This window comes from Burkholderia sp. CpTa8-5 (assembly GCF_017815045.1).
GTDB classification, from domain to species: Bacteria; Pseudomonadota; Gammaproteobacteria; order Burkholderiales; family Burkholderiaceae; genus Burkholderia; species Burkholderia sola.
The window spans coordinates 122,569-142,615 of sequence record NZ_JAGIQD010000008.1 but is presented as its reverse complement, the minus strand read 5'-3'; the positions used below and the strand labels follow the sequence as shown (position 1 = coordinate 142,615).

Genomic DNA, 20,047 nt, shown 5'->3' with positions numbered 1-20,047 from the left:
ATTGCGTCCGTGCTGGGCGACGCCAACGCTTGGTATGCATCAATCGATATCATCTGGTTCGCGCGAGGGGGATTCGGTTGCGCGCATCTGCTCGAGCACCTGCCCGACGAGATCGCGACGCCGAAGACGATCATCGGTTTTTCCGACGCGACGTCGCTGTTCTGTGCGCTCGCCGACCGGCCCGGTGTGCGCTTGTTGCATGGTCCGACATTCCACAGCCTGGCGACCAAGGTCGACGACGCGACGCGTGCCGACATGCGCGCCGTGCTGACCGGTGGCAAACGCGCACCGCTGAGCCTGCGGCATGTGTCCGGCGCCCCTGATGCGGTGCGGGGACGTCTGTGCGGCGGCAACGTGACGGTGCTCGCGAGCGTCGCGGGTACACGCTGGTCGCTTCGCTCACGCGATGCGATCGTACTGCTGGAAGACGTGACGGAATTCGGCTACCGGCTCGACCGCAGCCTGACGCAACTGCGTCTGAGCGGCGCGTTCGACGGGGCCCGCGCGTTCGTGCTCGGGCAGTTCACGCGCTGCCCGATCCCGGATGGCGCGGATTTCACGCTCGAGCAGATGCTTGTCGACGTGCTGCGCGGCTTCGGCCTGCCGATCGGACATGAACACCGCAACATCACCTGGCAATACGGCAACCAGGCTGCCATCGAGGACAGCGCGATCCGGTTCGTCGCGTAGCGTCGAGTCCAGAAGGACAGGAACGCGTGTCCACAGCCTCAATACGTTGTCTTTGAATTGATGATGAAAACGCCTTGAAATAGTCTGCTTTCGCCGCCGCAATTTCTGGAATTCTACGTCCGCCCCTTACCCCTCGCCGTGCCCCTCCCTTCTCCGGAATCCCGCCAGACGAACGCAACCAGATCCACTTCGACCGCAGCGTATCGAGGCAGCCGAAATGCACTGAGTGACGTTCTTGCGTGCACGCCCGCTTCGCCGAACACGGAATGCACCACCTCCGACGCGCCATCGGCGACGGCACTGTGTTCTTCGAATTCAGGATCGCTTTGCATATAGACGCCGAGGCGCGGAACGGCCCGGACCCGCTCGAGGGTGCCGAGCGACCGTTGTAACAGCGCGATGCAGCGAGCGGCACAGATCATCGCGCCGCGCCGACCGCTGCCCACCGACACGTCCGATCCGATCAAACCGCGAACGGCGATTTCGCCGTTGAGCTTCGGAATTTGTCCACTGACGAAGATCTGGTTGTCACAGCGCACGAGCGGCGCGTACCGCCCGGCCGCACCAAAATCCTCGTCCACGGCGAGTCCCAGCGCATCGGCAATGCCGCGGAATATCGCGTCCCGGTTCATGTCGATCGTCTCCGTTTCGTCGTCCGGCATCGCGGTATTCATTGATACACCGGCGGAGACTCGCGGGACGTGTCCGTCGAATGCGCGATCGCGTGGCCGCCATACGCAACAGCCGCCGCGTCCCAGCCGACGTCGATGTGCGACGCCATGACCTGCAGGTCGCGCCAGTGACGTTGTGCAGGATGGGCGTCGAATGCCACGGCGGTGCCCATGCTGCCGATCAGTCGCCGGATCGCGTCGACGCAAAGCTGTGCGATGAACGCGCGATCACGCCTGATGCGGACCGTCTCGGCAGGCGACACCGCGCGTCGCGCGATGCCGGCCGTGTGCAAGGTGCGGACCAGCGCGTCGTAGAGACGACCGGCGCAGGCGAGCTCCGCGTCGCTTTTCGCGATGTGCCCGCAAAGCACCGCGTCGCCGCTTCTACCGCGGTTGCGGAGCGTATCGATGCAGTGCCGGTATGCGCCCTGTGCGCAGCCCAGAATCGGTCCGATGATCCACGTCGTGCTGTACGGGATGAGCGGCACGTCGTACAGATACGCGTCGGGATGCAGGTCGGCGCCGACGGGATGCGGGCCAAAATAGTTCGAACGAGCGAACACCCACTCGTCCGACACGTACAGCTTGTCGAATGCAATATCCCTGGAGCCTGTCGCGCGCATGCCGGACACGTGCCACGTGTCGAGCACACGGACGTCTTCGCGTCGAACCACGACCTTGAAGATCTCCTGGGCCTCCGGTGCGTCCGTCCCGCCGAGTCGTGCCGAGACGATTACCCAGGTTGCGTGATCGATGCCCGAGCTGTAGCGCCAGATGCCGTTCAACCGGAATCCGCTGCCGTCCCTGACGAACGTGCCGTTCTGAACCGTGGCCGTCGCGAATAGCTGTCGCGGCCCGTTCGCGAAGATGATGTCCTGACAGGCGGCGGGCAGGCGCGCCGCAGTCGTCACATGTCCGCCGACGACACTCAACATCCAGGCCGTGGACGCGCATGCGGTGGCCGCGAGCCGGGCAGCTTCGACGAGTGTCGGGAAGTCCTGCTGCAATCCGCCGTAGCGGCGCGGCGTCAGCAGGTGGAGGAGCCCGGTATCGTGCAGTTCGGCCATGGTCTCGGGCGACAGGCGCGCGAGCTGATCGGCCGCCTGTGCGCGAGCCTGCCAGTGCGGGAGCAGTTGTTCGATGCGTCGTCCGATCTGCGTGCGCTCGAGTTCGAGCCCGTCCACGCATGACCGGATCGTATCCATTGCCGGCAAGTCATCATGCAGCTGCATCACGTCGCGTCTCCTCGCGGCCCGGCTACTCTGCGCGGTACGGGGTGCTCGAAGCAGAACACGGGCTCGATGCAGGGTTCGCCGAGCAGCGAGACGAATGCCTCGATCGATCGTGCGTTGTTGGAGGCGACGAACTCGTGAAAATTCGTCCCGTTCCAGAGCAGATAGACATGTTCGAATTGCTCGTGAATCGACGCGACGAGCGTATCGAACGTCACCTGCCCGTTTTGCATCTGCGACAGCATCTGGTTGCGCTTCCAGTCGATTTCCTCCCGGCTGAAGTAATGGCGCTTGTGCAGTTCGTCCTTGACGCGTTCGCGCTTGTCATACTCGTCGAGCGAATCGCAGTTGAGCTTCTCGAGGAAGAAGATCAATCCGTTCGGTTTGAGCAGGCGCGCGACGTGACGAATCTGGTCCGCGCGATCCACGCCATAGAACTGAAATGCGGCAGTCTCGTAGATGTAGTCGAACGTGCCGGAGAAGCGGTCGAGGCGCGCATGTTCGCGGAACAGCCGAGGGGTGACGTGGGCGAATGCCTGCGGGTGGAACGCCGAGAAGTCGTGATTGGCGAACCGGTTGAACGTCGTTTCGTTGGCCGGATTGGGCGAGTTCGTGAACGTGCGGATCAGGCCGTTCGATCGTTTTGCCAGCGTTCTGCCGTTGGTGCCGTCGAAGGCATCGACCTCGTAAAACTCGAAGTGCTGATCCGCGTGCTGCCTGCGACGTTCGGAATACCGCGTGAGCGCGACGCCGACGCGCGACATTTCCTCCAGTATGGCTGGCACGCTGGCAAGGAAATGCGTGAACAGCGGCCCGGCTTCGGCGACCATCAGGTCGTGATAGGCAAGCACGTCCGGATCGCGCAGCAAATGGCGGATGCGGCTCGCGACCGATTGCTTCGGCACCTGCGTCGCGCCCGTCGCCAGGCTGTGAAAATAACTTGCCATCCGGATCATCGGCGCGCTTTCCAGGTACTGCTCCGCGCCGTCCTCGATTCCGCTTGACGTCATGGTTGACCTCCTTGCATGTGGTATCAGTTCAAACCCTGGGCGGACGCCTTGCCGCCGAACGTTCTTGGCAGCGCTCGCAGAAAGTCGATGCTTGCCGGAACCGCGGCGGAATCCAGATGGCGGCGACAATGATCGAGCAGTTCGATTGCATTGGCCGCAGATGTCGCAGCGGGAACGACATAGGCTTTGGGGACGTGTGCGCCGTCGGATCGGGAAACCGGTACGACGAGCGCCTCCGCAACGGATTCGTGGTCGAGCAATACCCGCTCGACGGCGCGCGGATTCACCGGCACGCCGTCTCGATCGAACAGGTCGCCTTTCCTGCATTGGAAGAACAGGAATCCGTCCTCGTCCATCGCGAACAGATCACCGGTCATGAACACGCGCGATTCACCGAAACATCCGGTGCGAATGACGCGGGCGGTATCGCATTCGCGCCGCCAGTATTTCTCCATCAGCAGATCGCCGGCGACCGCCAGTTCACCGACCTGCCAGGGCTGGACCACGAGCGCATCGTCGTTGCCGACGAGGTAGGTCCTGATGCCCGGAATGGCTTTGCCGACTGAGCCGATACGTCTATCGAGTTCGGCGGGCGGCAGGTAGGCGATGCGTTTGCACTCGGTCGAACCGTAGTTGCAGTAGATCAGGACAGCCGGTAGCGCACGCCTGAGCAGGCGAATGTACTTGCCGGGCAACGCCTGTCCACTGGTCGAGACATACCGCAGCGATTGCAGTCTCGAGGCAGGCAGGTCGCCCGATTCGCACAGACGGAAAAGCGCCGGCGGAAAGACGTGCAGGCCGGTTGCGCCGTGTCGCTCAATGATGTCGACGATGGCGGCGCCCGACGCGGGCAACGCCGTCTCGACCACGGCACGGCCCCCGAACAGCAGCGGCATGACCGTGTTGTAAAAGCCGTAGTCCGAGCTCAAGCCCGGGGAGAAACTGAGCACGATGTCGCGTTCGCTATTGGCGAGATAGCCGGAGACGGAGCGGAATGCGGCAATCATGTTCCGGTGCGTGACGAGCACGCCCTTTGAATCGCCGGTCGAGCCGGATGTGTAGAAGATCGTTGCGGCGTCATCCACGGAGGGATTGACCGCTTCGGATGCGCCGTCGGTCGCGAAGCAGACGACATAGTCCGACAGGTCGCCGCGGGTCGCGTCGATTGTGACTGCGCGATGACGGGACGCGATGCGCGGCGAGGTCGATCGCGATGCCACGAGCGCGCTGGCGCCGCAATCCGCGATCTGCTGCTCCAGTTCGGCGGTGTCGATCGTGTGCCTGATGCATGCCAGGATGCATCCCGCCTTCAGGATGCCGAATGCAGCCGCCACCGCATGCACGGACATCTCCGAATAGAGCGCGACGCGCGCGCCGGCGGGAATGCCGAGACGGTGAAGCGTATCGGCTATCGTCGACATCACGTCCAGCAATTCGCCGTAGGTGGCCGAACGTCCGTCGACCACCAGCGCGATTTTGTCTCGCCGGCTGCTCGCGCTGCGCTCGAAGTATGTCGGGAGTCGTTCGATCATGGCATCAGCCTTCATGCGAGGGCGCCGAGGCCGACGAGGGGCCGTGGTCTTTTCGAATGCGGGGCGCGAGCGAGACCAGCAACCCGAGGCAACCCATGCACACGGACAGCACCATGATCACCGTGTCGGGTCCGAAACGCGTGGAGAACACGCCTACCGCGACGCCCGCGAGCGGCTGTGTCATGTTGTTGAGGAGGATGACGACGCCCGTCGTCTTGCCGTAGTCACGCGCGGGGATGATCTTCTGCCGCGTGCTCCGGATGTACACGTTGAACATCTTGTCGAACCCGACGATCAGCAGGAAGCCGAAAACGTACCCCGCAATTCCCGGGCTGGCTGCCGCGATCACGCCGCCGACACAGATCGAACCGAAGCCGACGAGGCCGAGGATGCTCCGCGGGACATGCAACCTCGCCGTCATCAGCAGAATCGCGATCGTCACGCACGCGCCTGCCGTTTGCAGTCCTGCGTAATAGCGTCCGCTTTCGTGATGAAAGCCGGTGACCATCGCGGCGGATGTCGCGAGCGTGACGCCGATCACGAGGTTCTCCGCGGCAGCCAGCATGATGACGGACTTGAGGCCCGGGAGATGAACGACATGAGACAAGGCCGTCCTGATCGGCTTGAACCAGGTGCCGTGCGTGCCTTCCGGCATCGTGAATTCGAACGCGCTGGCCTTTTGCCAATAGGCGAGCGCGACGTCGGCCGTGACGAACAGCACGGCCGCGGCCGCCACGACGAATTCCCAGCGCCACCAGGACAGCAGGACCGCCGCGAGCATGGGGCCGAGTACCAGGCCAAGCTGGTCGGCCAATTGCGAATACGACAGCACTTTTTCGAAGCGATGGCTGCTGAATATCTGCGGCAGCATCACCTCGCGCGCAACGATGCCCTGACTCGTCAGCATGCCGCACAACGCGGACAGCGCGATCAGCCATCCGATGCCGCCGACGAGGTCGTAGGCGGCGACGCCCGCGACGCATACCGCCGCGCGGAGAATCTGACTGACGCGCATCAGCTTCGTGGGCGAATACCGGTCGCAAAGCGCGCCTAGAAACGGGAAGCACAGGTATCTCGGCAGTGTTTCGAGCGAAAACGCGATGCCCGACCAGGACACGCGTCCCGTCATCTGAAAGATGACCAGCGGCACGAGAAACAACAGAATCTGGTCGGCGAGGCGGGCAAGGAAAAGCGAATGGAAAAAGGCTTGATGCTGGGCGCGCACGAACGGTCACCTTTCTTTTGCGCGGAGCACGCGATGCATGCGCGCTCCTGCGGACGTTGCCGGGAGGGCTGCTACCCCGGGGCGTCCCGGAATGAGCGTATCGAGCCTTAGTAAGCGGATGCTTCTGCAGACGCCAGGTTATGCCGTTCGTGTCCCTTGAGCGGGGGATTGAAGACGCTGACAAGCACCAGATCCCCGTCTTTGCCGCCGCGCAGGTAATGCTGGTCGTGCTGATCGAGCACGTAGAGGGTGCCCGGGCGGATCGGAAAGACGTTCCCGTTCATGTCCTCGACCTCGCCTTCGCCCGCAATGCAATAACAGGCTTCGAGATGGTTGCGGTATTGCAGTAGCGATTCCGTACCCGCACGCACCACCGTATGGCACACGCCGTATCCCATGCCGTCCTTTTCCGTCAACAAGCGATGGCTTGTGCCGGATCCCCATTCGACAAGCAGTCCATCTTTTTCGACATCTCTCAGGTTCCTGACGAACATATTCGCACTCCTTTCTTTTATGTAAGAAATTATTGTCCTGCTCTCGGTGGAAGCGAAGCCACGAAAAAGCAAGCCAGTGCCCGTAACAGGATGGCCGGCTAAATCATGTAGTTTTTCAACATTAACCGCTGGCGGCGTAGCTGGTCAAGCGCGGAATATGACGGAATTTCTGGTGATTACGTAAATCTGTCTTGATGGTGTTGGGGGCTGCGCTGGAGAGGGGCGATGTAGTTTTTCTACATATCCGTGGGTTGCCTGACTTTCAAAGCTGTCTTGATGAGGGGTGTTTTCATAGTTTGGGAAGGGTTGAATGTTCTATCTTCGATGGATGTATTAAACCCGGCATTTTTGCGAGTCGCGTGATCCTCTAATTATCGAATTGATCGCTGATCACGACCCGGCTACAACTACCCGCCCTTCGCCGTCTCAATCCTTGCACTTATGCTGCGGCAGTACCCAAAGCATCCGCCCGACCGCCTCCGCCTGATTCCGCGAATGGGTCTTTTCATAGATCGCCCGCAATTGAGTACGCACCGTCGCCAGCGACACACCCGCGCTGGCCGCACACTCATCAGGCGTCTTGCCGTTGATCAATGCTTCAGCCACCGCAGCCTCGGCGCTCGACAAACCGAACGACTGCCGCAACTGTTGTGCGACGACGAGCGGCGCCGCGCCGCGTCGCCTGACCGTGACCAGCAGCGTCGCATCGCCGAACGTCGCATGGAGCGCCTGTCCGGACAGTGCCGCGATGCTGAGAAAAACTTCATGCGCGGCCACCAGCGTGCCCGAAAGCGCAAGGCTCTCGCTCTTGCGAGTCTTCGCGACACGTGTCAACGCCGCCTTGAGTGCATCGTTCTGCGGCGCGCTCGTCGCGCTCAGGTAGCCGTTCTCGAGCTTGAGGCAGGTGGTGGCGCGCAGCATCGACTCTGCCGCCCGGTTGACGAAGACGACATGCGCGTGCCTGTCCAGCGCAAAGACGGAGAGGCCCAGCTCCTCCATCAGTTCGGCGCCGAGCGTGGCGTCGCGATGCAGCACGCGCGCGTCTCGCCACAGGTTGATCGAGCGTTGCAGATGCCCGGCCATACCGGTCAGCGTCGCGCGTTCCTCCGGCGAATACGGCGCGCGGCCATGCGCTCGCAGTAGCCCGAGCAGAATGTTGTCGCTGCCGGGGCGCGCGAAGCGAATCCCCATCAGGTAGCGAAATCCCGACGGAATCTGAAAGTCCTGGAAGAACTCGCTGCGTTCGACGTCGCGGTCGGTGAGGTGATCCTGACAGCAAACGAATTCGCCGAGCGGTGCATTCTCGACGAAGCCGCGGCGTGGATCGAGCGCGCCGTAATACTGGTCGTAGCGGGCGATGATCTCGTCGAATTCCGCGCGCGGCGAATAGATCGAGAATTGCGGGGCATTGCGCGCGGCGTCCCAACTGAACATGTGAAAAACGTTTGCGCCGAGCGATTCGGATACCCGATGAAAAACTTCGAGAAAACCGTCCGGCTGCAGCGCGGCCTCATAGAGGTCCCCGATGAGTTGGTCCCGTTGCATGCTTCCCCCGTCGCTTCGCGATCTTCGTATGTGGTTTTTGTCTGACGATATTGCTTCGAATACCGAATTTTCAGGATTTTTTTCAGGCTAACACAGGTTGTTTGCGTTTCATGCGGTGTTATTTGCCGATTTTCATCCACGTGAATGATGATCGCCAAAATCGGCTTTGCGAGAATCCCTGCCGTCCAGCGTGCATGAGCGGTGCATATGACACGCATCAACCAGAAGGATGTCGGGGGAAACGCAATGAAACTCACGCCTGTCGTATCCGGTATTGCAGCGCTCGTCCTGTCGGCTTGCGGTGGTAGCGACAGTTCTTCGCCATCGCCCGGGCAGCCGGCGGCTCAGACGGTCAGCGGCGTCGCGGCGGCCGGCGCTGCGATGCAGGCCGCCACCGTGAAGCTGGTCGATGCGACCGGCAAGACGGTCGACTGCCCGGCCGATGCGTCAACCGGCGCGTTTCATTGCGCGGTGACCGGCTTGACCGCGCCTTTTGCGTTGTCCGCATACGGCAACGTCGCCGATTCGCAGGCCACGCTGATCGCGCTCAGCGCCACCGCGGGCACGCAGACGATCAACATCACGCCGATCACGAACGCGATCGCCGCCACGATCGTCGGCGGCGACCCGACGAAGCTGCTGGCCGACACCGGTTTGCTGCAAAGCAAGGTCACGGCCCAGGCCGTTGCCGGCACGGTGCAGGCGTATTCGACGGTGTTGGCCGACCTGCTCGCCGCCACTGGCAATACGGGCGTCGACCTGATTTCCGGCCCGTTGACCGCGGGTGCGCCGGGGCTCGACCGGTTGCTCGACCAAGTGAAGATCAACGTGCTGCCGGATGGCGGCGTCCAGATCAGCTCGGTGGCGGGCGCGTCCAGCGATACGCCGGTGCAGCTTCAGCTCGCGCCCGGCGTCGCGCCGCAGGCGAGCGACAAGGCCAGCCTGCCTGCTGCCGCGACGATCAATGGCGCGGTGGTGTCGAACCTGCCGAGCGCCAGCGATCTGGCGGCATTGCAGCGCGCGCTCAACCAGTGTTTCGCCGGGTCGACCGGCGCTGCGCGCACGGGCGGGAGCGTATCGGCGTGCGGCCAGATCTTCGTCGACGATGTCGCGTCCGGCGCGCTGAATGCAGGCGTGCCCGCCGCGTATCTGAACAACGGGTTGTCGGTCGACCAGGAGTTCGGTGCGCCGGCCAGCGGCACGCCGGGCATCGTGGCCGACGATGCGATGAACAACGCCAGCTTCAGCCTGCCGGAAGTCATCCGCGTCGTCGCGAGCGACACGATGTGGATCAAGCTCGCGTGGACCCGCAGCGACGGCATTCGCGACGGCATGCAGCAACACGTGCAGCTCGCGGTGCGGCCGGGCAGTCTCGCGAATGGCGATACCGGCTGGCGCGTGATCGGCAACCAGCGCGCGGTATTGAGCAAGGTCAACGCGAACGCGCAGAAGTGGGACTGGTTGAACCCGGCCAATCCGTCGACGGGGACCCACGCGTTCGTCGATTCGCTCAACCTGCAGGTGGGCGCCGTCGACGCGTCCGGTGTCGCGGTGGACTTCGCGATCGTCAACGGCCCCGGCTTGCGCAACGGCGTGTTTCTCCAGCCGTCGAGCGGCACCTGCGACACGCTGAACATCCGCGCGCAGATCGCCAGCGGGCAGACGCCGGCGCAGCTCGCCGCACTGGCGAAAAGTGCGCAGTGCCGCAACAACTTCCGCCTGGCCGGCGTCGCGCAGGACCCGGCGAACCAGGGCTTGTTCACGTGGCCCGGCGACGCACCGCGCAACAATACCGCGTGGGCGAAGCCGCAACTGAGCGCCGCCGAGCTGGCCGACATCAAGCCGTTCAGCGCCTATACGATCGACGTCTACCAGAACGGCAACACGTCGACGCCGGCCAGGCACTACACGGTGCGCTTGCGCACGCCGTCGCCGTCGCCCGATGCGCTGCGTCAGTACGCGTGGCACGACCTCGCGCAGTCCACGCGCGACAAGCTGACGCCGGGCTCTGCCGCCACGTTCGCGGGCGGCGCGACTTTCCCGCTGGCGTGGACGTCGAAAGCGGGGCTGCCGTTCGTCAAGCGCGGCAACGTGCAGATTCGCGCAACCGCGACCGGGCAGACAACGGCGACGTTCGTCAACGGTACCGCATCGGCGCCGCTCGTCCAGCCGGGTGCGGCGGTGACGCTCAACGTGCCGGGCGATCAGGGCGTCGCGTTCCCGTCGGTGGCCGGCTGGGGCGGCAACACGGACTTCTCGTTCGTGAGCCTGAGCTGGTCCGATCCGGGCGACACGGCTTTCACCGAGTCCTTCGAGTACGACCGGTAACGGGCAGCCGGGCCGATGCGTGCGGCGAACGCGCGGCCGGCGGGACGATTCGCGATCCCGTCGGCGCGTTTCCGCTCGCCGGCCTTGGCGTGATGGCGGAGCCCGTCCGTGCGCCCACACGGCATGGACGGGTATCGGGATGTCGGCGGACGAGCCGCTGCGGCGCATGCCCCGGCGACGATGCGCGCTACCAGGCCGCCGCCACCCGCGCCTTCAAACACTTGAACCCCAGCCTCACGGCGCCGACGCCGCCCGCGACCGGAATCCGCGGCAACAGAAACGGATCGTCGTTCGCACCGGCACATCCGCGCCGGGTCGTCGTCGCATTGCCGTAACCGGCAGCGATGACCTGATCGCGCACGCGCGCATCCAGATCACCATACGGATAGCAGAACGATTCGACGCATTGGCCGCTCAGCCTTTCGAGTTTCCGCTTCGATTCGGTAAGCTGAAAGTCCGAGACAGGCGACGGCACATACGACAGCGCGACGTGATCGAGCGTATGCGAGCCGATTTCATGACCGTGATCGCGCCACGCGAGCATGTCCGCGCACGTCATCAGCGGCGAGCGCGCAGTCGGCGCGCCCGCGTCCCAGTCGTTCGCGCCGCCGAACCGGCCGGCGACGAAGTAGCACGTCGCGGTGAACCCGAGCGCGTCGAGCACGGGCATTGCATGCGTGAGCACATTGAGAAAGCCGTCGTCGAACGAAATGCCGAAGACCTTGCCCTGCCGCTCCCCGCGCAGGTACGGCTGCAGCTCGCGCACGCTCAGGCCGCGATAGCCGAGCCGCCTGAACAGCGTCATCTGGCGGCGGAACGCGTCGGGCGCGACGCTCAGGCCGCGCAACCGGTCGGTCGGCGGCGGCAGCGGGCGGATCTGGTGATACATCAGGATCGGATAGCGTGAGGTGCGCGCAAGCATGGGTGGGTCGCAGGAAAGTGGGATTACGCGGCCTTGCGGAAAATCCGCAGGGTCTTGAAGTCGCACTCGTGCGTGCGCAGGTCCCAGTACTTCTTCCAGATATTCATGGCCATTTCGTGGTTCTCAACGAGGTCCCCCAGCGCGACGGGTTGCGTCGAACCGATTTCTGATAGACGGAGAGGGTCGCGTCGATGAACGCGTCGAACGAGAATTCGCGCCGGCCTTTCAGCCGCGCGCTGCGCCCCATCGCCCGGATGCAGCCGGGCGCCTGCACGATCGCGCGCAGGATCGCTTCGATCGCCGCGGGCTCGCGCGGCGGGACAACCCAGCCGTCCACGCCCGGTTCGACGTTTTCGGGCAGCCCGCCCACCCGCGTCACGATCGCGGGGCAGCCGAGCGACATCGCTTCGCGGCACGCATACGACAGGCTCTCGTGGTACGACAGCACGAACGACACGTCGATGATCGAGAACGGCGCGCGCACATCGTCGAGCCGCCCGGTGAACGCGGTGCGCGACGCCATGCCGTGCCGCGCGAGCTGCTCGCGCTGCTCGCGGGACGGCTCCGCGCCGACCAGCAGCACGCGAAACCGCTCGCGCTCGGCTTCGGGCAGGCGGCCGAGCGCCGCGATCAGGTCCATCCAGCCTTTTTCGGGCGCGGTGCCGGCGCTGCTGCCCAGCACGATCGCGTCCGCGCCGGATGCCCCGAACCGCGCGATCTTGCGGCGGCGGATCTCGTCGGCCGCCAGTCGTTCGGCAGCCGGCCGGCGCACGCCGTGCTTGACCACTGTGACGTTTCCGTACGGCGAGCGCAGCGCGAGCATGCTCGCGACGTAGTCGCTGACCGCGATCGTATGGTCGGTGGCGAGCCGCGCGCGCAGCAGGTTGCCGAAACTGTCGGCGCGATAGGTATTGTGCTTGGTCAGCACGACCGCGGGCCGATACCGGCAGCCGAGCAGCGCGAGCATCACCTGCCGGTGATCGGCGGACCCGTTCACGTGGATCACGTCGAAGCGCTCGGCGGCGATCCGCTGGCGCAGCCGCAGAATCTCCCGGCACAGCCGGTTCCAGCGCGGCTTGAATTCCATGTCGAAGATCGCCACGTCGGGACTGTCCTGCAGGAGTCGCGACAGGCGGCTGCCTTCCGGCGACGCCACGGTCACGCGGTGATGGCGGCTCATCGCGACCGCGAGATCGCGGACGTAGGTGTCCTGGCCGCCGCCGTAATCGCCGTGGAAGTTGGTGTACAGAATGTTCATCACGATGCCGCTTTTTTTCGGTCATTCATTTCGAAGGATTGCTGATGAAATGAATGACTCGACCTGATGGAAGCAATGACGTGAACGCGGTGCCGCGTTTCCGGCTCGAGATTGCGTGTTGGCGTCAAGCGCCGGCGTCAACGCGAATCATTTCCAAATATTACAGATCGGTTACGTGCCGTAGTGTCGATGTCTGCGCATCTTTGTGAGGATGTGTCGCGATCGCTGCATCGCGTCGCGTCGTGCGCGACGAGACTCCTTTCCCGACGACATCAGGACGCAAATCAACCGGCGCGGCTTTCGGAATTGAAAGCTGGTGCGCCATTTGCGTTAGAATGCCCCCCCTGTCCGCCCGGGTGACCGCCGGAGACCGCCCGCAGCGGACAGATCGCCGGCATGTCGACACAGGTTTCGATTCGCAGCCGGACGCGAATGATTGGCCCGCCGTTAGCAACATACGCTTTGTAATTTGGACGACTAATGAAGAAGAAACACAACATTACCAAGTACATCGTTGTCGCGATGATGCTTGGTATTGCCGTGGGTTACGCGTGCCATAGCGCGTTTCCCGACCCGAAGATGGCGAAGGAAGTCGCCGGCTACGTATCGCTGCTGTCCGACATATTCCTGCGCTTGATCAAGATGATCATCGCGCCGCTGGTGTTTGCGACGCTGACCGTCGGCATCGCGCAGATGGGCGATGGCGGCGCGGTGGGCCGCGTGGGCGTCAAGGCGTTCGGCTGGTTCGTCATTGCGTCGTTCACGTCGCTGCTGCTCGGCCTGCTGACCGCGACGATCCTGCAGCCGGGCAGCCACCTGAGCCTGCCGCTGCCGCCGTCCGATGCGGCGCTCAACCTGAAGACGGGCGCGTTCACGCTGAAGGATTTCGTCGTGCACCTGGTGCCGAAGTCGATCGCCGAAGCGATGGCGAACAACGAAATCCTGCAGATCGTCGTGTTCTCGATCTTCTTCGGCACCGCGCTGTCCGCGCTCGGCGAAGCGGGCAAGCGCCTGACCGGCGTGATCGACGATCTCGCGCAGGTGATGCTGAAGGTGACGGGCGCGGTGATGGGGTTCGCGCCGGTCGCGGTGTTCGCGGCGCTGGCGTCGACGATCACGACCGAAGGGCTCGGCATCCTGCTCACGTTCGCGAAGTTCATGGCAAGCTTCTATCTGGCGCTCGCGTTGCTGTGGGCCGTGCTGACGCTCGCCGGCGTGACGTTCCTCGGCAAGCGCGCGTTCACGCTGCTCCGGCTGATTCGCGAGCCGTTCCTGCTGTCGTTCGCGACGGCCAGCTCCGAGGCCGCATATCCGAAGCTGCTGGACGCACTCGACCGTTTCGGCGTGAACCGCAAGATCTCGAGCTTCGTGCTGCCGATCGGCTATTCGTTCAACCTCGACGGCTCGATGATGTACTGCACGTTCGCGGTGCTGTTCATCGCACAGGTGTACGGCATCCATCTGCCGCTCGGCACGCAGATCACGATGCTGCTGATGCTGATGGTGACGTCGAAGGGGATGGCCGGCGTGCCGCGCGCGTCGCTGGTCGTGATCGCGGCGACGCTCAACCAGTTCAACCTGCCCGAAGCCGGGTTGCTGCTGATCATGGGTGTCGACATGTTCCTCGACATGGGGCGCTCGGCCACCAACGCGGTCGGCAACTCGATCGCGGCGGCCGTGGTCGCGAAATGGGAGGGGCAGCTCGACGCGCCGCGCGACGACGACGAATCGGACGGCGCGCGCGTAGCCGAAGTGAAGGTGCGTGAAACGTCGGCATGATGCACTGCAACGCGGCGGTGCAACGCCGCGTTGCCCGACCCGCGACACATGATATGCGCCGGCCTGGATTCGATACGGATTCAGGCTGGCGATTTGCGTTGGGCGCAGTAGCTTTTTCGATACTTCCGAAATGGCATTCGCCGTTTCAATTGATCGACGTCAAATTGGCGGCGATATTCCGTCAGGCAAGTGCCTGATTTTCCCGATTCCCGATCCGCCGCGTAAGTGACCATTCACTGACGCATAGTCGCGCTCGTCGCAAGCGCGGGCGATTCGCAATTTTTTTCGATTTATATAACGCTATTCTCGCCCTGCGCATTTTCGAATGCATGCCGTACGTCATACCGACCGCGCCGGATGATTCGGGGAAGAATTTACATCTCGCGGACTTCAAGCCATCTGGCCGGCCGATCCCTTATGTGAATGTTTGCCCCGTTCAGGAGAGCATCCGTCATGGTCGCCAGACAACGAATCCGGGCCGCGCTTGTCGCCGCGGCAATCGCCGCATTTGCGCCCCCTACGCACGCAGCCAACACCACCGACTGGATCGCGAACACGTACGGCACGCTCGCGGCGCACGTCGGCAACGTCGCGCGCGCGATGTGGGTCGCGCCCGAAGGCGTGATCTACACCGCATCGATGTGGGACGAGGATGAAGGCGGCGTCGCGATCTACCAGAACGGCAAGAGCCTCGGCTCGATCGGCGCGCATTCGGAATTCCAGGGCAGCGCGATCACCGGCAATGCAACGTCGCTGTTCGTCGCGCTGCAGCCGGGCAAGACGTATGGCAGCGGCGCGGTGGGGCGCTACAACCGCGCGACCAAGTATCGCGACCTCGTGATCCAGATCAGCGCGGCGACCAACCAGCCGCGCATCGACGTCGTCACCGGGCTCGCGACGGCCGGCTCGCTGCTTTATGCGAGCGACTTCTACGGCAATCGCGTGCGCGTGTTCACGACCGATGGCGTGTGGCAGCGGGACATCGCCGTGTCGGCGCCGGGCGCGCTCGCGGTGGACGGCGCGGGCAACGTGTGGGTTGCGCAGAAGCGTGCCGGCTCGATCGTCGGCTTCGGCCCCGCCGGCGCGCTGCTGAACACGATCCGGATGCCGGCCGGTTCGCACCCGTCGGCGCTGTATGTCGATGCGGCGGCCGGACAACTGCTGGTGGGCGACGAAGGCCCCGACCAGAACATCAAGCGTTATTCGATCTCGGGCCGGCCCGCGCTGGCCGGCACGTTCGGCGTGCGCGGCGGCTATCTCGACACGACGACGGGCATCAAGGGGCAGGTCGGCGCGCAACGCTTCACGCGCATCGCCGGGATCGGCAAGGACACCGGCGGCAACCTCTACGTGCTCAACAACCCGTGGGGCGGCAGCTGGGATCTCGGCCGCAACGGCGCGACCGACATTCATGCGTACGGCAGCAGCGGCAACCTGCGCTGGACGCTGCAGTCGCTGAACTTCGAAGGCATCGCCGCGCCGGACCCGGTCACGGACGGCGCGCTGTTCTACGGCGGCACGCACATCTACAGCGGCAGCGCGGGCGGCAAGTTCGTCGCGAACACCGTCGATCCGTTCACGTATCCGTCGGACCCGCGCATCAACATGAGCGACACGCAGCGTGACGAACACTTCGGGCTGCTCACGTCGGTCGGTGCGAACCGGATCCTCGTCGCGGCCGGCCAGAACCCGCCGGTCTTCTACTTCTATCACTTCAACGCGGCGAACGGCTACATCGCGATTCCGGACGGTTCGCTTCCGGGCCCCGCGTTCAACACGACGCAGCGCGTGACGGGCGGCTTCAGCGTCGACAGCCTGGGCGGCATATGGGCCGGGCTCGACAAGACCGGCGCGATCACGCATTACCCGCTGACCGGCTTCGACGCGAACGGCAAGCCGTCGTGGGGGCCGGGCGTCGCGACCCGCATTCCGGCCAGCATCCTGCCGCTCACGCGCATCGTCTATCTCGCGGACAGCGACACGATGGTGCTCGCGCAGGGCGCGGTCGGGACCAACGACTGGACGTCGATCGGCACGCGCATCGAGGTGTATCACGGCTGGCGCGCGGGCAACACGACGAAGCCGGACCCGGTGATCACGCTGCCGCACAGCGGCGCGAAATCGATCGACGCGGCGGGCAACCACCTGTTCGTCGGCTACTGGTTCAGCAGCAGCGGGCCGCTGTGGCCGAACGTCGACGCGTTCAACCTCAACACCGGCAATCTCGACACGACGCTGGTCAACGCGAGCCCCGCGACCGTCGATACCAGCAGCGCGATCGATGCGATGTACAGCATCCGCGCGTACCGCCGCTCGAACGGCGAATACGTGGTGATGAAGAACAACGTGAAGGGGAACAGCATCACCGTGTACCGGTGGACGCCGTGACGGTTTGAACGTGCGGCCGCCTTGGGCAGCGGCTGTAGGCGCGAAGTCGTGAAAGCAATCGTGCGCGCAATCGATGCGATTCCGCGGGATTGTTGCGCAACGCGCACGCAATGAACCGCGGGCACCATGCGCGCGGCGCCGTGTCGGACCCGCTTCCCGAACCTCCCGACGTGGAAATGCGGTTCCGTGCACAATGGCAGCGACTCCCGCAGACGGTATGCGGGCGTGCACGATGAACCGGCGCGGCTACCCCTGCCGCGTTTCTTATGCTCGAAGCGACCCAACCGATGAAGATGAAAACGACACCGAATCGCCTGTTGACGATCGTCGCGCTGGCCGGCGCACTGAGCGGCGCTGCCCACGCGCAGACGGCGGCGACCGTCGCGACCGTCAACGGCACGCCGATCACGCAGGCCGACGTCGATACGCTGCTGCGCGCGTCCGGGCAGCCCGATTCGCCGCAGATCCGTCAGGCGATCAAGAATCAGCTGATCACGCGCGTGCTGGTTCAGCAGGCGGCCGAGAAGGCAAACTACGCGGACAAGCCCGAGGTCAAGGCGGCGATGCAGCAGGCGAAGGTGACGGCCGAGGTGCAGCTGTACCTGCGCGACAACGTGAAGCCGGAGCCGGTCACCGACGAGCAGGTCAAGGCGCGCTACGACGAACTCGTCGCGGCGCTCGGCAAGAACGAGTACAAGCCGCGCGTGATCGTCGTCAAGGATCCGGTGGCGGCGGCGACCGTGCTGAGCGAGCTGAAAGCGGGCAAGTCGTTCGACGGGCTGGCGCGCCAGTACAGCCTGGCGCCGAGCCGCGATACCGGCGGCGAGCTGCCGTGGGTGAGCTTCAACACGCCGGCCGCGGAAGGCAAGACGGCCGGGCTGCCGCTGCCGGTCGCGCAGGCGCTCGAGAAACTGCCGGTCGGCGCGGTGACGAAGGATTCGATTCCGGTCGATGGCGCGCGCGCGATCGTGAAGCTGGATGCGAAGCGGCCGACGCAGGTGCCGGGTTTCGAAACCGCGAAGCCGACGCTTCAGCAGCAGTTGCAGGCGATCGCGGCCGAGAAGGCGAGTGCGCAGATGATCGGCAATCTGCTGAAGGACGCGAAGATCACGCAGTAACGGTAATGCGGCGGTGTCGAATCGCCGCGCGTGACGCGCGCCAGATCATGTTCGCGCTGGTGTCGGTCTCCGACGCGCTGCAGGTGCTCGGTCATTGTGAGTCGACGGAGCGTCAGCAGGAACGGGAGATCTTCCTGGGAAGCAGCACGCAGATGGATCGCCGGTTTCATGAGTGATGAACGGTTGCGTCGGGCGCGAGGCCACGGCGTGGATCACAGGCCCGACAACGGAATCTGCAGGCCGGCCGGGCGATGTTCGAGGACATCGGTGACCTCGTATTCGGTTTTTGCGCCGTCCGAAGTTTGCCACTGTTGCATACGGACATTGCACAACAGCACGTCACCCTTGCTGAAACTGATCTGGCTGTTGTTCACGCGCGACAGGAAGCCGGCATCCGAGATCGTCGCGTGAATCGTCGACGTGCCGTCGTACAGTCGCCACTTGTTATCGTCCTTGAACGGGAGCGACACGATCGAGAACGCCATCTTGCGATGTTCGTCGAGCAGAAGCGCATCGGTTGGCTCCGGCGCGCGAAACCATGCGATCTCGTTGCGGGCGACCGTCTCGTACACCTCGGTGTCGGTGCCGGCCGCGAAAATCTCGATGCCTTCGCGCGCGAGCGGTGCCAGCACTTGCGCGGTGGCACGGCGAACGCGGACGTCGCGCAGCAGCGTGAGCACGGGCAGGTCGATTTCGAGTGTGTCGCCGTCGACGTCCAGCACCGCGGTGTGGTCCTGCATCCGCACATGCGTGATTTCGCGTCCGCGCAGCCATTTGAGGACGGCGAACAGCCCCTTCCTCGTCTTGGGTGCGGCAATGCCGAGCGCGGTCAGGATCGTGACCGCATTGGCGAGCGCCGTGCCTTCGTTGCCGCTCAGCATGTCGCGCATGCGGCCGAGCAGCGAGGTCGCGAGCGTGAAGTCGATGCCGAAGCTGCCGGTCTTGAAGCTGCCGCGCACGTTGACCAGTGGCCGGACCTGATCGCCGCACAGTGCACGCGTCGACGCGTCGAGCAAATCGCCGAACGCCAGCAGCGCGGGCGCGAGTTCGCGCACGTCCATCTCGGACGAATCGAGCGTGGGCCCGTCGTACGTCACGCGAAATCGGCTCATCGCGTCGAAGGGGCCGATTTCGGCCGGGTCGGTACTGTTTCCATTGCGTGCTGTCATGTCGAGTGCTGGCAGGAGAGGGGGACGATACCCGAAACGAACGCTTCCGGATGCCCTTCATGTTGAACGCGAATGACCGTTTGCAGGCGATTTTGGCCGTCTGGACAAGACGGTTTTTCGACAGGTCCCGGTAGCGCCCGGCAAGCAACGAACTTGTCCGGTCCCGTGCATGCGGTGAACGCAGCGATGGCGCCGAGGAGGGCGCGGCGGGATCCGGATGCGAATCCATTTCCGGTTGCTGCGACCATGAATCAGTTGGAAGCGCTGTGCACGCAGATCGAGGCAATGCAACGCCAATTGAACGGTGAGCAATTCCTCGCCGTGCGGGAAAAAGGCTAGCCCCGAAAGAAGGGTCGTGCGATCGTGCGGCTCCCGGCGAGTTCGATCAATCGTACTCGACACGGGATGCGAAGGCCGGATATTGCCGAGCCATGTCCTGCAGGCAGTTGCGCATCAGCCTCGCGTCGCGCGGAAAGCGGCGTTCGAATTCCGACCAGCCTTTCAGCCGAAGAATGAGCGGCATATCGACCAGCGCGGTAATGGCGTCCCGGAACGCATCCCAGTTTCTTCCATACCAATCCGGGAAACTCAACTGCTTCATCAGCCGCACGTGCAACTGTTCGGTCGATTCGATATCGTCGAGCTCGATTTCCACCCGCGTGTCGCGTGCCATCATGTGCTCCGAC

General features: G+C 64.2%; 16 protein-coding genes and 1 pseudogene. 5 read left to right on the top strand and 12 right to left on the bottom strand.

Annotated features, from left to right (window positions below):
* Positions 1 to 9: 9 nt before the first annotated feature.
* On the top strand, positions 10 to 690 hold the full coding sequence (locus J8I35_RS15030; RefSeq protein WP_348522264.1) for an LD-carboxypeptidase: 681 nt from the start codon (positions 10 to 12) through the stop codon (positions 688 to 690).
* Between the two features lie 113 nt (positions 691 to 803).
* On the opposite strand, the gene J8I35_RS15025 is transcribed toward J8I35_RS15030, so the two are convergent.
* From J8I35_RS15025 to J8I35_RS14995, 7 genes are all read right to left on the bottom strand, one after another.
* Entirely contained in the window at positions 804 to 1,364 is a 561-nt protein-coding gene (locus tag J8I35_RS15025; RefSeq protein WP_209925927.1) for a RidA family protein, read from the bottom strand.
* The gene (locus J8I35_RS15020) at positions 1,361 to 2,593 is read right to left on the bottom strand and encodes an acyl-CoA dehydrogenase family protein (RefSeq protein WP_209926106.1); all 1,233 of its coding nucleotides are present in this window, start codon (positions 2,591 to 2,593) and stop codon (positions 1,361 to 1,363) included. Before J8I35_RS15020 ends, J8I35_RS15025 begins: the two co-directional genes overlap by 4 nt.
* Positions 2,593 to 3,732, bottom strand: a complete 1,140-nt coding sequence (locus tag J8I35_RS15015; RefSeq protein WP_245170265.1) for a class I SAM-dependent methyltransferase — start codon at positions 3,730 to 3,732, stop codon at positions 2,593 to 2,595. Before J8I35_RS15015 ends, J8I35_RS15020 begins: the two co-directional genes overlap by 1 nt.
* Complete coding sequence (locus J8I35_RS15010; protein WP_209925926.1) at positions 3,627 to 5,135, bottom strand: class I adenylate-forming enzyme family protein; 1,509 nt, start codon at positions 5,133 to 5,135, stop codon at positions 3,627 to 3,629. The genes J8I35_RS15015 and J8I35_RS15010 overlap by 106 nt, the downstream gene beginning before the upstream one ends.
* Positions 5,136 to 5,139: 4 nt before the next feature.
* Positions 5,140 to 6,360, bottom strand: a complete 1,221-nt coding sequence (locus J8I35_RS15005; RefSeq protein WP_209925925.1) for an MFS transporter — start codon at positions 6,358 to 6,360, stop codon at positions 5,140 to 5,142.
* Between the two features lie 107 nt (positions 6,361 to 6,467).
* Positions 6,468 to 6,854 carry an ectoine synthase gene (locus tag J8I35_RS15000; RefSeq protein WP_050017168.1) on the bottom strand — a complete coding sequence of 129 codons (387 nt, stop codon included), beginning with the start codon at positions 6,852 to 6,854 and terminating at the stop codon, positions 6,468 to 6,470.
* Positions 6,855 to 7,280: 426 nt separating this feature from the next.
* Positions 7,281 to 8,399 carry a LuxR C-terminal-related transcriptional regulator gene (locus J8I35_RS14995; RefSeq protein ID WP_209925924.1) on the bottom strand — a complete coding sequence of 373 codons (1,119 nt, stop codon included), beginning with the start codon at positions 8,397 to 8,399 and terminating at the stop codon, positions 7,281 to 7,283.
* 246 nt (positions 8,400 to 8,645) lie between these two features.
* On the opposite strand from J8I35_RS14995, the gene J8I35_RS14990 reads away from it, so the two are divergent.
* Positions 8,646 to 10,727 (top strand): hypothetical protein, encoded by a 2,082-nt coding sequence (locus J8I35_RS14990; RefSeq protein ID WP_209925923.1) that lies wholly within the window; start codon positions 8,646 to 8,648, stop codon positions 10,725 to 10,727.
* 187 nt (positions 10,728 to 10,914) lie between these two features.
* On the opposite strand, the gene J8I35_RS14985 is transcribed toward J8I35_RS14990, so the two are convergent.
* Positions 10,915 to 11,649: a polysaccharide deacetylase family protein gene (locus tag J8I35_RS14985; RefSeq protein ID WP_050017165.1), complete on the bottom strand. Its 735-nt coding sequence runs from the start codon at positions 11,647 to 11,649 to the stop codon at positions 10,915 to 10,917.
* A gap of 103 nt (positions 11,650 to 11,752) precedes the next feature.
* Positions 11,753 to 12,907 carry a glycosyltransferase gene (locus tag J8I35_RS14980; protein WP_209925922.1) on the bottom strand — a complete coding sequence of 385 codons (1,155 nt, stop codon included), beginning with the start codon at positions 12,905 to 12,907 and terminating at the stop codon, positions 11,753 to 11,755.
* A 480-nt stretch (positions 12,908 to 13,387) separates the two neighbouring features.
* Here J8I35_RS14980 and J8I35_RS14975 point away from each other — a divergent pair, with 480 nt between their 5' ends.
* From J8I35_RS14975 to J8I35_RS14965, 3 genes are all read left to right on the top strand, one after another.
* Positions 13,388 to 14,686 (top strand): dicarboxylate/amino acid:cation symporter, encoded by a 1,299-nt coding sequence (locus J8I35_RS14975; protein WP_050017156.1) that lies wholly within the window; start codon positions 13,388 to 13,390, stop codon positions 14,684 to 14,686.
* Between the two features lie 453 nt (positions 14,687 to 15,139).
* The gene (locus J8I35_RS14970; RefSeq protein WP_209925920.1) at positions 15,140 to 17,074 is read left to right on the top strand and encodes an SMP-30/gluconolactonase/LRE family protein; all 1,935 of its coding nucleotides are present in this window, start codon (positions 15,140 to 15,142) and stop codon (positions 17,072 to 17,074) included.
* Between the two features lie 287 nt (positions 17,075 to 17,361).
* On the top strand, positions 17,362 to 18,192 hold the full coding sequence (locus J8I35_RS14965; RefSeq protein WP_124631472.1) for a peptidyl-prolyl cis-trans isomerase: 831 nt from the start codon (positions 17,362 to 17,364) through the stop codon (positions 18,190 to 18,192).
* Between the two features lie 68 nt (positions 18,193 to 18,260).
* On the opposite strand, the pseudogene J8I35_RS34600 reads toward J8I35_RS14965, so the two are convergent.
* The 3 genes and pseudogenes from J8I35_RS34600 to J8I35_RS14955 form a co-directional block, all read right to left on the bottom strand.
* Positions 18,261 to 18,362: pseudogene (locus tag J8I35_RS34600) on the bottom strand (GNAT family N-acetyltransferase); the annotation flags it as partial.
* A 42-nt stretch (positions 18,363 to 18,404) separates the two neighbouring features.
* Entirely contained in the window at positions 18,405 to 19,361 is a 957-nt protein-coding gene (locus J8I35_RS14960; RefSeq protein WP_209925919.1) for a hypothetical protein, read from the bottom strand.
* Between the two features lie 385 nt (positions 19,362 to 19,746).
* A complete protein-coding gene (locus tag J8I35_RS14955; RefSeq protein WP_050017163.1) occupies positions 19,747 to 20,034 on the bottom strand; it encodes a barstar family protein in 288 nt (95 codons plus the stop codon).
* Positions 20,035 to 20,047 lie beyond the last annotated feature (13 nt).

Coding starts and splice junctions, on each gene's coding strand:
- J8I35_RS14955 (WP_050017163.1), bottom strand. CDS start 20,034: ATGGCACGCGACACGCGGGTGGAAATCGAGCTCGACGATATCGAATCG.
- J8I35_RS14965 (WP_124631472.1), top strand. CDS start 17,362: ATGAAGATGAAAACGACACCGAATCGCCTGTTGACGATCGTCGCGCTG.
- J8I35_RS14970 (WP_209925920.1), top strand. CDS start 15,140: ATGGTCGCCAGACAACGAATCCGGGCCGCGCTTGTCGCCGCGGCAATC.
- J8I35_RS14995 (WP_209925924.1), bottom strand. CDS start 8,399: ATGCAACGGGACCAACTCATCGGGGACCTCTATGAGGCCGCGCTGCAG.
- J8I35_RS15000 (WP_050017168.1), bottom strand. CDS start 6,854: ATGTTCGTCAGGAACCTGAGAGATGTCGAAAAAGATGGACTGCTTGTC.
- J8I35_RS15010 (WP_209925926.1), bottom strand. CDS start 5,135: ATGATCGAACGACTCCCGACATACTTCGAGCGCAGCGCGAGCAGCCGG.
- J8I35_RS14980 (WP_209925922.1), bottom strand. CDS start 12,907: ATGAACATTCTGTACACCAACTTCCACGGCGATTACGGCGGCGGCCAG.
- J8I35_RS15020 (WP_209926106.1), bottom strand. CDS start 2,593: ATGCAGCTGCATGATGACTTGCCGGCAATGGATACGATCCGGTCATGC.
- J8I35_RS14960 (WP_209925919.1), bottom strand. CDS start 19,361: ATGACAGCACGCAATGGAAACAGTACCGACCCGGCCGAAATCGGCCCC.
- J8I35_RS14990 (WP_209925923.1), top strand. CDS start 8,646: ATGAAACTCACGCCTGTCGTATCCGGTATTGCAGCGCTCGTCCTGTCG.
- J8I35_RS15025 (WP_209925927.1), bottom strand. CDS start 1,364: ATGAATACCGCGATGCCGGACGACGAAACGGAGACGATCGACATGAAC.
- J8I35_RS14975 (WP_050017156.1), top strand. CDS start 13,388: ATGAAGAAGAAACACAACATTACCAAGTACATCGTTGTCGCGATGATG.
- J8I35_RS14985 (WP_050017165.1), bottom strand. CDS start 11,649: ATGCTTGCGCGCACCTCACGCTATCCGATCCTGATGTATCACCAGATC.